Raw genomic sequence first — 13,538 nt, forward strand, 5'->3', positions numbered from 1 at the left:
CTTCCAACAGGGCTTGCAACCAGGGCATGTAACTGGCGAGTAACCAACGGCAGTGATCAGACTAGGGGGCCTCCGCCTGGCGCGTAAGGGCCCTTGAGACGCCGATTCATAACGAAACAGGCCCCCGTGCGGCTGCGCGGGGGCCTGTTCCGTATGCGGTTCAAAACCTTTCATGGCCGTTCGGGGCCGGGGGCTACTTCTTCTTGCCGCCGGACTCGTCGCTGGAGAGGACGGCGATGAAGGCCTCCTGGGGCACCTCCACCGAGCCGACCATCTTCATGCGCTTCTTGCCTTCCTTCTGCTTCTCCAGCAGCTTCCGCTTACGGGAGATGTCACCGCCGTAGCACTTGGCGAGGACGTCCTTGCGGATGGCGCGGATGGTCTCGCGGGCGATGACGCGCGAGCCGACGGCCGCCTGGATCGGCACCTCGAAGGCCTGCCGCGGGATGAGCTCGCGCAGCTTGGCGACGAGCCGCACACCGTAGGCGTACGCGGCGTCCTTGTGGGTGACGGCGGAGAAGGCGTCGACCTTGTCGCCGTGCAGCAGGATGTCGACCTTGACCAGGCTGCCGGACTGCTCGCCGGTGGGCTCGTAGTCGAGGGACGCATAGCCGCGCGTCTTGGACTTCAGCTGGTCGAAGAAGTCGAAGACGATCTCCGCGAGGGGGAGGGTGTAGCGGATCTCGACCCGGTCCTCGGAGAGGTAGTCCATGCCGAGCAGCGTGCCGCGGCGGGTCTGGCAGAGCTCCATGATCGCGCCGATGAACTCGGTGGGCGCGAGCACGGTGGCCCGGACGACCGGCTCGAACACGTCCGAGATCTTGCCCTCGGGGAACTCGCTCGGGTTGGTGACGGTGACTTCCTTGCCGTCCTCCAGGACGACGCGGTAGACCACGTTCGGCGCGGTGGCGATCAGGTCGAGGCCGAACTCGCGCTCGAGGCGCTCGCGGACCACGTCCAGGTGCAGCAGGCCGAGGAAGCCGACGCGGAAGCCGAAGCCCAGCGCCGCCGAGGTCTCCGGCTCGTAGACGAGCGCGGCGTCGTTGAGCTGGAGCTTGTCCAGGGCCTCGCGCAGGTCCGGGTACTCGGAGCCGTCGAGCGGGTAGAGGCCCGAGAAGACCATCGGCTTCGGGTCCTTGTAGCCGCCGAGGGCCTCGGTCGCGCCGTTGTGCAGGCTGGTGATCGTGTCACCGACCTTGGACTGGCGGACGTCCTTCACGCCGGTGATGATGTAGCCCACCTCGCCGACGCCGATGCCGTCGGCCGGGGTCATCTCCGGGGAGGAGACACCGATCTCCAGCAGCTCGTGGGTGGCGCCGGTGGACATCATCCGGATGCGCTCGCGCTTGTTGAGCTGGCCGTCGACCACACGGACGTACGTCACGACGCCGCGGTACGAGTCGTAGACCGAGTCGAAGATCATCGCGCGGGCGGGGGCGTCCTTGACGCCGACGGGGGCCGGGACGGTGGCGACGACCTTGTCGAGCAGGGCGTCGACGCCGAGGCCGGTCTTCGCGGAGACCCGCAGGACGTCCTCGGGCTGGCAGCCGACCAGGTTCGCGAGCTCCTCGGCGAACTTCTCCGGCTGGGCGGCCGGCAGGTCGATCTTGTTCAGGACCGGGACGATCGCGAGGTCGTTCTCCATCGCCAGGTACAGGTTGGCGAGGGTCTGGGCCTCGATGCCCTGGGCGGCGTCCACCAGGAGGACCGTGCCCTCGCAGGCGGCGAGGGAGCGCGAGACCTCGTACGTGAAGTCGACGTGCCCGGGGGTGTCGATCATGTTGAGGATGTGCGTCTTGCCCTCACCCTCGCCCGTGGTGGGCGCCCAGGGCAGTCGGACCGCCTGGGACTTGATCGTGATGCCGCGCTCACGCTCGATGTCCATGCGGTCGAGGTACTGGGCACGCATCTGCCGCTGGTCGACGACACCGGTGAGCTGGAGCATCCGGTCGGCGAGCGTCGACTTGCCGTGGTCGATGTGCGCGATGATGCAGAAATTGCGGATCAGCGCCGGGTCGGTACGGCTCGGCTCGGGCACGTGGCTGGGGATCGCGGGCACGCAGTGTCCTGATTCTCGGGTCGCAGTCGGAAGCGTTTCCGGCTCTCGTCGGATCTGTACGCAGGCTCCCATGGTCCCATGGACTGCGGGATGCGCTCGGTTTGGGCCGGTCGGAGCGTGCCTGGTAGCCTGGGCAGCTGTGTCTCGTATGCCCTCTCAGTTGGGGGTCCCTCCGGACGGAGTCTGGGGGAGGGACACAATCCGAAGATCAAACTCTGAACCTGAAAAGGCTCTTTCGTGGCGAACATCAAGTCCCAGATCAAGCGGAACAAGACGAACGAGAAGGCGCGCCTGCGCAACAAGGCCGTCAAGTCTTCGCTCAAGACCGCGATCCGCAAGGCCCGCGAGGCCGTGGCCGCCGGTGACGTCGAGAAGGCCACCGTGGCTTCTCGCGCTGCCGCGCGTGCGCTCGACAAGGCTGTCTCGAAGGGTGTCATCCACAAGAACGCCGCCGCCAACAAGAAGTCGGCGCTGGCCACCAAGGTTGCCACCCTTCAGGGCTGAGCTCCCTGATGTGATCGCCGGAACGGATCCAGCGGGCCCTCTCTCCCGCTCCTGACCGGCACCCCGCGCCGCACACGAAGCGTTCGCCACGCGGGTGCGGTGCAACCGAGAAGTAACCGAAGGCCCCGGTACCACCCTTCCCCAGGGCGGCACCGGGGCCTTCGCCTTCCCGGGCCCCCGCCGCGTGCGGCGAAGCCCCGTCCCAGCCCCGCCGGCGTTTGAGGCGCGGGGGGCCAGAAGCTCCGCTCGGCCGGCACGGCCGGGGGCTTCCGGCCGCCGGACACCCCCTAGCGGCGGGTCGGGCGCGCCGCGCGGGCCACGGCCACTACCGCCTTTTCCAGCGCGTACTCCGGGTCGTCGCCCCCGCCCTTGACCCCCGCATCGGCCGCGGCCACGGCGCGCAGGGCCTCCGAGACCCCGTCCGCCGACCAGCCCCGCATCTGCTGACGCACCCGGTCGATCTTCCACGGCGGCATGCCCAGATCCCGGGCCAGGTCTCCCGGCCGGGCCCCCCGCGGCGCGGAGGCGAGCTTGCCGATCGCCCTGACCGCCTGCGCCAGCGCGCTGGTGATCAGGACGGGCGCCACCCCGGTGGACAGCGACCACCGCAGGGCTTCGAGGGCCTCCGCCGCCCGCCCCTCGACCGCCCGGTCGGCGACCGTGAAGCTGGAGGCCTCGGCCCGCCCGGTGTAGTAGCGGCCGACCACGGCCTCGTCGATCGTGCCCTCGACGTCCGCGCACAGCTGCGCGACCGCACTGGCCAGCTCCCGCAGATCGCTCCCGATCGCGTCGACCAGCGTCTGGCACGCCTCTGGGGTCGCCGACCGGCCCAGCGTGCGGAACTCGCCCCGGACGAACGCCAGCCGGTCCGCCGCCTTCGTCATCTTCGGGCAGGCGATCTCCCGGGCCCCGGCCTTGCGGGCCGCGTCCAGCAGCCCCTTGCCCTTGGCCCCGCCCGCATGGAGGAGCACGAGGACGATCTCCTCGAACGGCGCCGCGAGGTAGGCCTTGACCTCCTTGACCGTGTCCGCGGACAGGTCCTGCGCATTGCGTACGACCAGCACCTTGCGCTCGGAGAAGAGCGAGGGGCTGGTCAGCTCGGCGAGCGTGCCGGGCTGGAGCTGCTCGGGGGCGAGGTCGCGCACGTCCGTGTCGGCGTCGGCAGCTCGCGCGGCCGCCACCACCTCCCGTACGGCGCGGTCGAGCAGCAGGTCCTCCTGCCCCACCGCGAGGGTGAGCGGGGCGAGCGGATCGTCGGTGGGGTTCTTCCTGGTGGCCATCGCGTCCAGCATCCCACGCCGCACTGACAGCCCCCCGCACCCCGGCCTCCCTCACCCGGTAGCCGAGAATGGCCGAGTGAACGTGCGACATGTACTGGTGCTGCCCGACCGCGACGCCGCCGAGGAGGCGGCCCAGGAGGCGGTCGACCGCTTCGGCCTTCCCGAGGAGCCGCAGCTGGTCCGCGACGCCCTGGCCGGTGAGGACGACGCCGAGGACGCCCAGTGGCTGGTGGTCGTCGAGGACCCGCAGGAACGGCTCGACGCCACGGTGCTGGACGGCCTCGCCGCCGAGTACGAGGGCTGGTTGGAGACCCCGTAACGCCCCGTGGGCCCGCTCTAGGGGGTGTCCGGCGGATCATGGCCGGGCCCGGGCTATCCGGCCCTGATCCGCCGGACACCCCCTAGGCCTTGTGCACGATCTGGATGTCCAGCGCCACTTCCACGCTCGAGCCGATCGCCGCGATCCCCTGCGCCAGCACGGACTGCCAGTTCAGGGAGAAATCCTCGCGGTGCAGCTCGGTGGTGGCCCGGCAGGCCGCGCGCGGTTCGCTCTCCAGCCCGGTGCCGAGGCCCAGGTACTCGGTGTCCAGGGTGACCGAGCGGCTGACCCCGTGCAGGGTCAGGGCGCCCGCCACGGCCCAGCGGCTGCCGCTGCGGTGGATGAACCGCTCGCTGTAGAACTCGACCGTCGGATGCCGTGCCGCGTCCAGGAAGTCGCCGGACCTCAGGTGGTCGTCCCGCATCCGCACACCGGTGTCGATGCTCGCCGCGTCGATGATCACGTGCATGGAGGAGTCCTCCATGCGCTCGGCTATCCGTACCGCGCCGGCGAACGTGTTGAACCGGCCGCGGATCCGGGCGAAGCCGATGTGCTGGGCCGTGAAGCCGATGGACGAATGCGTGGGGTCGAGTTCCCAGTGGCCGGGCGCCGGCAGCAGCGGCGGCTCGACGGCGTCGAGGATAATCTCCCCGGTGCCGGGCTGCGCCGGGTCCCCGACCAGCGTCGCCCCGTGGAACGGCGCGTAGCCCTCGGCGGTGACGGAGAGCCGGTACTCCCCCTCCGGCACGGCCGCGGTGAACCCTCCGTACGGGTCGGTCTCGCCGCTGACGATGCGCCGGCCGATCGGGTCGGTCACTTCGAACTTGGCCTGCCGGACCGGCTGGTGGACCGTGTCGAGGACACGGCAGCTGAGCAGCCGCGCCGTATGCGGCAGCGTCAGTGTCGCGGATGTGTGCGGACCGGCACTTCCGGCCGTCTCCATCCCCCTTCGGCGACCGAACATGGTTGATGCACCCCCGTGCTGTGTGGACTTGTACCGCTCTGGCGAAGACGCATTCGATCATGCTGTCGGGTTGTGGGCAAACAGAAAGACCGTGTCCGGTATGCCCGTGTCGGCGCCGCCGCCGGCGCGAGGGGAACGCCCGCATCTGCGGGCCGCTCCCGGCGACGGCGATCGAGCCGTCGGTGTCGGTGCGCAGTACGGTCGCGCCCAGGCTCCGCAGTTGCGCGAGCGTACCCGGTGAAGGGTGCCCGTAGCGGTTGCCCTCGCCGACCGGGACGATCGCGAGCCGGGGCCGGATCTTCGACTGCAGACCGGGGTCCTGGTGTGCGGAGCCGTGGTGGGCGACCTTGAGGACGTCGACCGGCCCCAGTTCCGGATGGGCCGTCAGGAGGGCTTGCTGTGAAGGGGGTTCGAGATCCCCGAGCAGGAGGAGGGTCAGGCCCGCGCCGCGCACCAGCAGGGCGACGCTGGCGTCGTTGGGCCCCTCCGGACGCGGGCCGTCGGGCGAGGGCCACAGCACCTGCCACTCCAGCGGTCCGGCCCGGCGCCGCTCCCCCGCCGAGGCCGGCACGACGGGCACGTGGGCGGCCGCCGCGGTCCGCCGGACGAACTCGGCCTGCCCGGCGGGCTCTTCCAGGGTGGTGGTCTGAATCACACCCACGGCCCGCCCCCGCAGCACCCCCGGCAGGCCGCCGACGTGGTCGGCGTGAAAGTGCGTCAGCAGGAGCAGCGGCACCCGGCGCACCCCCAGGGCGCGCAGGCATTCGTCCACCGGGCCCGGTTCCGGACCGGCGTCCACCACCACGGCCGTGCCCGGGCCGGCGGCGAGCACGGCGGCGTCGCCCTGGCCCACCGCGCACTGGACGTAGCTCCAGTCGGGCGGCGGCCAGCGGGTGAGCGTACGGGTGAGCTGCGGGGGCCGCAGGACGGCCAGGAGCAGCAGCACGGCCAGTGCGGAGCACACCCACGGCCGGTACCGGATCCGTGCGCCGATCACCACGACGGCCATGGTGGCGGCGGCCAGCAGCAGTCCTCCGGTGAGCCCGCCCGGCCAGGCCAGCTCCGCGCCCGGCAGCCGCGCCCCGGCCCGGGCGACGGCGGCGATCCACCCGGCCGGCACCCCCGCGCACCGCGCGAGCAGCTCCGCGACGGGCAGGGACAGCGGCGCCACCGCGAGCGCCGCGAAGCCGAGGACGGTCGCAGGACCCGCCGCGAGCTCGGCGAGCAGATTGCAGGGCACCGCGACCAGGCTCACCCGGGCCGAGAGCACGGCGACCACCGGCGCACAGACCGCCTGGGCGGCCGCGGCGGCACCCAGCGCCTCGGCGAGCCGGGGCCGCATCCCGCGGCGCCGCAGGGCTTCGCTCCAGCGCGGGCCGAGCGTGAGCAGGGACCCGGTGGCCAGGACCGAGAGCAGGAAGCCGGGGCTGCGGGCCAGCCACGGGTCGTGGAGCACCAGCAGCAGGGCGGCGGCCGCCAGGGCGGGGATCAGGGATCTGCGCCGCCCGGTGGCGATGGCCAGCAGGGTGATCGCGCCACAGGCCGCGGCCCTCAGCACGCTCGGCTCCGGCCGGCACACCACCACGAACGCCAGGGTCAGCGCCGTCCCGCACAGGGCCGTCGCCCGCAGGGACAGCCCGAGGCGGGGTGCGATCCCGCCCCGCTCGGCGCGCTGCGCGGCGGCGGGCGGGCCGATGAGCAGGAACAGCACCACGGTCAGGTTGGACCCGGACACGGCCAGCAGGTGCAGCAGGTCGGTGGCCCGGAAGGCCGCGTCCAGGTCGGGCGGCACCCGGGAGGTGTCCCCGACCACCAGCCCCGGCAGCAGGGCCCGGGCGTCCGGTGCGAGCCCCTCGGTGGCCTTGCGCAGCCCGGCCCGCAGTCTCCCGGCGAGCCGCTGGACGGTGCCGGGGCCGGCGGTCACCCGGGGAGGGGTGTCCCCGGCCGGGCGCAGCAGCGCCACGGCCCGCTCCCCGGCCCGGCCCGGGGCCAGCCGGGCGACGACCGCGACCCGGGTGGACGGCTGCAGCCGGGCCCACTGCGGATGCCCGGCCAGCACCCGTACGGGGGTCTCGATGCGGGTCTGCCTCCCGTCGGGCCCGGTCACCCGGGTCGCCACCGCATCCAGGACCACCACGGGCGGGCCGCTCCCGCTGCGCGCGGGCCGCGGGTCGGAGTCGACGGTGAGCTCGGCGAGGACCCGGGCGTGCTCCGCGGCCAGCCCCACGACCGGCCCGGCGCGCGCCTCGGCCCGCTGGAGGCCTGCCACACCGGCACCGGCGGCCGCGCAGAGCAGGGCGGCGGCCGCAGCCGTGCCGATCCGCCACAGCGACTCCGGACGCCGGCACGCGGCCAGGAGCAGCAGCCCTGCGCCGAGGACGCCGAGCACGGCCCCGGCGGCGGTCCAGCCGGCCGGTGCGTCGAGGGCGAGGGCGGCCGCCGCCCAAGCGGCCGGCGCCGGTACCGCGAGGCGCAGATCCAGCGGGCCCGTCCCCTCGGGGCGGTTCACGGCCGGACCAGCTTGCGCAGGTCGGCGAACCGCCGCTCGCCGATGCCGTTGACCTGCCGGAGCTCGTCCACCGAACGGAAGCCGCCGCGGGCGGTGCGGAACTCCACGATGTGCTGCGCCAGCACCGGGCCGACCCCGGGCAGGCCGTCCAGCTGCTCCACCGTGGCCGTGCCGAGGCTCAGCGGACCGGCGGCGGAACCGGCGGCGGCACCCGGGCCCGGCCCGCCCGGGGCGGGCTGCGCCGGGGCGCCCACCACCACCTGTTCGCCGTCGACCAGCACCCGGGCCCGGTTGAGCCCGGTGGTGTCCGTACCGGGCCGCACTCCCCCGGCGGCGGCCAGCGCGTCCTCGACCCGCGAGCCGGCGGGCAGCCGCCGCACGCCCGGGTCGCGGACCTTGCCGCTGACGTCCACCACGATCCGCGTGCCGGCGCCTCCGGCGGCGACCGGGGGTCCGGGGCTCGGCGCGGGTGCCGGTGCCGGTGCTGGTGCCGGTGCCGTCGCCGGGGTGACCACCGAGGGCGCGGTCACCGGCTCCGGCCGGGCCGCCCAGTACTGCCGGGCGCCGAAGGCGACCGCGGCGACCAGCACCACCGCCACGGCGGCCACCGTACGCTGCTCCACCCCGCACCGGGCCTGCAGCCACACGGGCAGCCGCTCCCGTACGGCGAGCCGGATCGCGGCTCCGCCGGACAGCCGGATCTCCTCCGGCGGCCGGCTCCCCTCCGGCGGCCGGCTCCCCTCAGGCGGCCGGATCTCCTCCGGCGGCCGGATCTCCTCCGGCGGCGGATCGGCCACGGACCGGATCCCGGGCTCCGGGCCCGACACCGTCTCCGGTGGCGGGGCCTGCGGCGGGCCGCTGCCGCCGAGCAGGGCTTCGGCCCGGCGGCGCACCACCGCGGGCTCGGGGTGGTGCGGGCGGGCGCGGCCCCGGCGGTGGCGCAGCCGGCCGTCGGAGAGACGGGGACGGCCGGGTCCGCTGGTGGCTCCGGAGGGGTGCGGGGTACGTGTGCGAAGAGTCATGGCACGACGGTAGGGACGAATCCCGACCCCGGTCCGGATTTATCAATTCCGGTGGATATCCCGGCCGTTGTGGATAACCCGGCCACTCGTTCCGGTGACCAGCGGAGCGGGATCCGGTGACCAGCGGGGCGAGATCGGTGATCAGCGGGGTGAGACGACCGCCGCCAGCAGCCCCGGCCCCGTGTGCGCGCCGATCACCGCGCCGACCTCGCTGACGTGCAGTTCGACCAGGCCGGGGATGCGCTCACGGAGCCGGTGCGCGAGCTTCTCGGCCCGCTCGGGCGCCGCGAGGTGGTGCACGGCCACGTCGACGCTGCCCGCCCCGGCCCGCTCGACGGCCAGCTCCTCCAGGCGGGCGATGGCCTTGGAGGCCGTACGCACCTTCTCCAGCATCTCGATCCGCCCGCCCTCCAGCGTGAGCAGCGGCTTGACGGCGAGGGCCGAGCCCAGGAGGGCCTGGGCGGCCCCGATCCGGCCGCCGCGGCGCAGGTAGTCGAGGGTATCGACGTAGAAGTACGCCGACATGTCCGCGGCGCGCTTCTCGGCGGCGGCCACGGCCTCGTCGACGGAGCCGCCCGCTTCGGCCGCCTCGGCGGCGGCGAGGGCGCAGAACCCGAGGGCCATCGCGACCATGCCGGTGTCGACGACGCGGACGGGGACCGGGGCGGTCTGGGCGGCGAGCACGGCGGCGTCGTAGGTGCCGGAGAACTCGGCGGACAGGTGCAGGCTGACGATGCCGGTCGCGCCGGCCTCCGCGGCCGCCTGGTAGGCCCGTACGAACTCCTCCGGGCTGGGGCGGGAGGTGGTGACCGGCCGGCGCTTCTGCAGGGCCAGGGCGAGGCTGCGGGCCGAGATCTCGGTGCCCTCTTCGAGAGCCTCGTCGCCGAGGACCACGGTCAGCGGTACGGAGGTGATTCCGTGCCGCGTCATGGCCGGTTGGGGCAGGTAGGCCGTGGAATCGGTGACGATCGCGACATGGCGGGACATGAGCCGGAGGTTACCGCCAGTGGAGGTGGGACGGCAGCCCGACCCGTGGCCGGGGGCGGACCCGCTCGTGGCTCAGGTCGTCGTCTCCGGGCGCGGGGCCTTCTGCCACGGGTGGCGGGTCGCCGGGGCCGACGGGTTCAGGGCCGCCGGCTGCGGGTCCGGGGTGCGCCCGCCGCGGCCCGCCGCGGGCGCCGGGGCGCGGCCGGCGGACCCGGCGGGCCCGGCCGGGGGCGGCTGCTGGGCGTCCCACGCCGCTGCCGCTGCCGCGAGGTCGTCCACCGAATCGCGGGACCAGTCCCGCAGCGCATCCGATTCGACCTCGATCTGCGCCGACAGCGCCGAGAGGTCGTCCTCCGCGAAGCGCCGGGCGCGGTCGCGGGCGGCCCACCGCAGCGAGTCCGCGGCCTGCGTGATCTTGGCCGTCCGCTCCTTCAGATCCGGCAGCAGCGCGGCGATCCGCCCCCGGTCGGGCTCCTGCTCCAGCCGCTTCAGCTCGTCGTCCAGCTCGTGCCCGTGCGCGTTCAGCCGCTCGAACAGCCCGATCGACTCCTTCAGCGAGGCATCCGTCTGAACCCCCTGGTACAGCGCCTGCTGCGTGGCCCGCATCGACGTCCGCAGGTCCAGCCGCAGCTGTGCCAGCGCCCCCGCCACGCCCACCTGCCCGAAGCTCTTCGCCTTCAGCGCGGTGTCCTCCACGGTCCGGCGGGCCTGCGTGAGGGTGCGGTCCACGCCGCGCTGCGCCGCGCCGACCACCTTCACGGTGGCCCAGGCCCCCAGCCCCAGGAAGGCGAACAGCACCAACAGGGCAAAGATGATGATCAACGCGCCCGCCTCCATGAGAGGCTCCCTTCCCCTGCCGTTTCCGTCCCCTCCACCGTAAACGCCACGGGCAGGTCAGGGGTTCCAAACGAACCCCCAACCTGCCCGTACGGGAACACCCCTAGATCAGGGGCAAGGCGCCTCAGACGACGATGTTCACCAGCTTCGGCGCGCGCACGATCACCTTGCGGATCTCGGCCCCGCCCAGCGCCGCCACGACCGCCTCGTCGGCCAGCGCCAGCTGCTCCAGGTCACCCTCGGAGATCGTCGGCGGCACCTCCAGACGGGCCTTGACCTTGCCCTTGATCTGGACGACACAGGTCACGCTCTCGTCCACGACGTACGCCGGGTCCGCGACCGGGAAGTCCTGGTGGACCACCGACTCGCCGTGGCCCAGGCGCTGCCACAGCTCCTCCGCGATGTGCGGGGCCAGCGGGGCGATCAGCAGGACCAGCCGCTCCGCGACCGAGCGCTCCAGCGGGCGGCCCGCCTTGGTCAGCGCGTTGTTCAGCTCGGTGATCTTGGCGATGGCGGTGTTGAAGCGCAGCGCCGCCATGTCCGCGCCGGCCCCGTCGATCGCCTTGTGCAGCGCGCGCAGGGTGTCCTCGGCCGGCTCGCCGTCCACGACGGTGACCGCGCCGGACTCCTCGTCCACGATGTTGCGCCACAGGCGCTGCAGCAGCCGGTACTGGCCCACCACGGCCCGGGTGTCCCACGGACGCGAGACGTCCAGCGGGCCCATCGCCATCTCGTACAGCCGCAGGGTGTCCGCGCCGTACTCCTCGCAGATCTCGTCGGGCGTGACGGCGTTCTTCAGGGACTTGCCCATCTTGCCGTGCTCGCGCTTGACCGGCTCACCCTGGTGGAAGTAGCCGCCGCCCTGCTCCTCGACCTCGGCCGCCGGCACGTACACACCGCGCGAGTCGGTGTACGCGTACGCCTGGATCATGCCCTGGTTGAACAGCTTGTGGAACGGCTCGGCCGAGGAGACGTGGCCCAGGTCGAACAGCACCTTCGACCAGAAGCGCGCGTACAGCAGGTGCAGCACGGCGTGCTCGGCGCCGCCGACGTACAGGTCGACACCGCCGTGCGGCGCGCCCTCGCGCGGCCCCATCCAGTACTGCTCGATCTCCGGGTCGACCAGCGCGGACGCGTTGTTCGGGTCCAGGTAGCGCAGCTCGTACCAGCAGGAACCGGCCCAGTTGGGCATGGTGTTGGTCTCGCGGCGGTACGAGCGCACCCCGCGGCCGTCACCCAGGTCCAGCTCCACGTTGACCCAGTCCGCCTTGCGCGACAGCGGGGTCTCCGGCTTCGAGGTGGCGTCGTCCGGCTCGAACGTGCGCGGCGAGTAGTCCTCGACCTCGGGCAGTTCCAGCGGCAGCATCGACTCGGGCAGCGGGTGCGCGACGCCGTCCTCGTCGTAGACGATCGGGAAGGGCTCGCCCCAGTAGCGCTGGCGGCTGAACAGCCAGTCGCGCAGCCGGAAGTTGACCGTCCCCTCGCCGATGCCCTGCTCGGCCAGCCACGCCGTGATGGCGGCCTTGGCCTCGACGACGCCCAGGCCGTCCAGCGAGACGCCCTCGCCCGTCGAGTTCACGATGGTGCCGTCGTACGAGGAGAACGCGTCGTCCCACTCGGCCGGGTCGGCGTCGCGGTCGTCCGAGGGCTCGACGACGCAGCGCATCGGCAGCTCGAAGGCGCGCGCGAACGCGAAGTCGCGGCTGTCGTGCGCCGGGACGGCCATGATCGCGCCGGTGCCGTAGCCCATCAGCACGTAGTCCGCGATGAAGACGGGGACCTGGTCGCCGCTGACCGGGTTGGTCGCGTACGCGCCGGTGAAGACACCGGTCTTGTCCTTGGCCTCGGCCTGGCGCTCGACGTCCGACTTCCCGGCGGCCTGCTTGCGGTACGCGTCCACGGCCTCGCCGGGGCTCGCCGCGCCGCCGGTCCACACCTGGTGCGTGCCCTCGGGCCACTCGGCCGGGACGATCTTCTCGACCAGCTCGTGCTCGGGCGCCAGCACCATGTAGGTGGCGCCGAACAGGGTGTCGGGACGCGTGGTGAACACCGTGACGGCGTCGTCGCCGACCGCGAAGTCGACGCGCGCGCCCTCGCTGCGGCCGATCCAGTTCCGCTGCTGCAGCTTGATGGCCTCGGGCCAGTCCAGCGCGTCCAGGTCGTCCAGCAGCCGGTCGGCGTACGCGGTGATCCGCATGTTCCACTGGCTCAGCTTGGCCTTGAAGACCGGGAAGTTGCCGCGCTCGGAGCGGCCGTCCGCGGTGACCTCCTCGTTGGCCAGTACGGTGCCCAGCCCGGGGCACCAGTTCACGGGCGCGTCCGAGGCGTACGCCAGCCGGTGCTCGTTCAGTACGTCGGCGCGCTCGCCCGCGGTCAGGCCGGCCCAGGAGCGGCCCCCGGGGACCTCACGGGAGCCGTCCTCGAAGGCGGCGACCAGCTCGGCGATCGGGCGGGCCTTGGCCGCGTCCGCGTCGTACCAGGAGTTGTAGATCTGCAGGAAGATCCACTGGGTCCACTTGTAGTAGTCCGGGGCGATCGTCGCGAACGAGCGGCGCTTGTCGTGGCCCAGGCCCAGCCGGCGCAGCTGGACCTTCATGTTCTCGATGTTCGCCTCGGTGGACACCCGCGGGTGCGTGCCGGTCTGCACGGCGTACTGCTCGGCCGGCAGGCCGAAGGCGTCGAAGCCCAGGGTGTGCAGGACGTTGTGGCCGGTCATCCGCTGGTGCCGGGCGAAGACGTCGGTGGCGATGTACCCCAGCGGGTGACCCACGTGCAGGCCCGCACCGGACGGGTACGGGAACATGTCCATGATGAACTTCTTGGGCCGTGCGACGACCGCGGGGTCCCCGGCCAGGTCACCGGTCGGGTTCGGAGCCTCGTAGGTGCCCTGCGCGTCCCAGACGTCCTGCCAGCGTGCCTCGATGTCGGCGGCCATGGAAGCCGTGTAACGGTGCCCCTCGGCCGCCTCGGGGGCCGGGGTGTTCGTCTCGCTCATGATTTCTGAAGCTCCATCGATCGTCTCTGCCGTCTCTGCCTGCCCAAACGAAAAAACCCCTC

The 13,538-nt window shown here is 73.0% G+C and carries 9 protein-coding genes and 1 pseudogene; 2 read left to right on the forward strand and 8 right to left on the reverse strand.

Going from position 1 to position 13,538, the window contains the following annotated elements:
• Positions 1–193 precede the first annotated feature (193 nt).
• Positions 194–2,059, reverse strand: a complete 1,866-nt coding sequence (gene lepA / locus AB0I68_RS08495) for a translation elongation factor 4 (protein ID WP_363176467.1) — start codon at positions 2,057–2,059, stop codon at positions 194–196.
• 237 nt (positions 2,060–2,296) lie between these two features.
• On the opposite strand from lepA, the gene rpsT reads away from it, so the two are divergent.
• The gene (gene rpsT / locus AB0I68_RS08500; protein ID WP_030159297.1) at positions 2,297–2,563 is read left to right on the forward strand and encodes a 30S ribosomal protein S20; all 267 of its coding nucleotides are present in this window, start codon (positions 2,297–2,299) and stop codon (positions 2,561–2,563) included.
• A gap of 287 nt (positions 2,564–2,850) precedes the next feature.
• Here the strand turns inward: rpsT and holA are convergent, their stop codons facing one another.
• Positions 2,851–3,843 carry a DNA polymerase III subunit delta gene (gene holA, locus AB0I68_RS08505; RefSeq protein WP_363176468.1) on the reverse strand — a complete coding sequence of 331 codons (993 nt, stop codon included), beginning with the start codon at positions 3,841–3,843 and terminating at the stop codon, positions 2,851–2,853.
• 76 nt (positions 3,844–3,919) lie between these two features.
• Here holA and AB0I68_RS08510 point away from each other — a divergent pair, with 76 nt between their 5' ends.
• Complete coding sequence (locus AB0I68_RS08510; RefSeq protein WP_363176469.1) at positions 3,920–4,162, forward strand: hypothetical protein; 243 nt, start codon at positions 3,920–3,922, stop codon at positions 4,160–4,162.
• An 82-nt stretch (positions 4,163–4,244) separates the two neighbouring features.
• Here the strand turns inward: AB0I68_RS08510 and AB0I68_RS08515 are convergent, their stop codons facing one another.
• From AB0I68_RS08515 to leuS, 6 genes and pseudogenes are all read right to left on the reverse strand, one after another.
• Complete coding sequence (locus AB0I68_RS08515) at positions 4,245–5,105, reverse strand: YceI family protein (protein WP_363176470.1); 861 nt, start codon at positions 5,103–5,105, stop codon at positions 4,245–4,247.
• A gap of 157 nt (positions 5,106–5,262) precedes the next feature.
• A pseudogene (locus AB0I68_RS08520) lies at positions 5,263–7,635 on the reverse strand (ComEC/Rec2 family competence protein); the annotation flags it as partial.
• A complete protein-coding gene (locus AB0I68_RS08525; protein ID WP_363176471.1) occupies positions 7,632–8,657 on the reverse strand; it encodes a ComEA family DNA-binding protein in 1,026 nt (341 codons plus the stop codon). The pseudogene AB0I68_RS08520 and the gene AB0I68_RS08525, both read right to left, overlap by 4 nt.
• 141 nt (positions 8,658–8,798) lie before the next feature.
• Positions 8,799–9,644, reverse strand: coding sequence for a DegV family protein (locus tag AB0I68_RS08530; protein WP_363176472.1), 846 nt, complete (start codon positions 9,642–9,644; stop codon positions 8,799–8,801).
• 72 nt (positions 9,645–9,716) lie between these two features.
• Complete coding sequence (locus tag AB0I68_RS08535; RefSeq protein WP_363176473.1) at positions 9,717–10,481, reverse strand: hypothetical protein; 765 nt, start codon at positions 10,479–10,481, stop codon at positions 9,717–9,719.
• A 124-nt stretch (positions 10,482–10,605) separates the two neighbouring features.
• Positions 10,606–13,476, reverse strand: coding sequence for a leucine--tRNA ligase (leuS, locus tag AB0I68_RS08540; RefSeq protein ID WP_363176474.1), 2,871 nt, complete (start codon positions 13,474–13,476; stop codon positions 10,606–10,608).
• Between the last annotated feature and the right edge of the window lie 62 nt (positions 13,477–13,538).

It is taken from the genome of Streptomyces sp. NPDC050448, assembly GCF_040655295.1.
GTDB lineage: Bacteria > Actinomycetota > Actinomycetes > Streptomycetales > Streptomycetaceae > Streptomyces.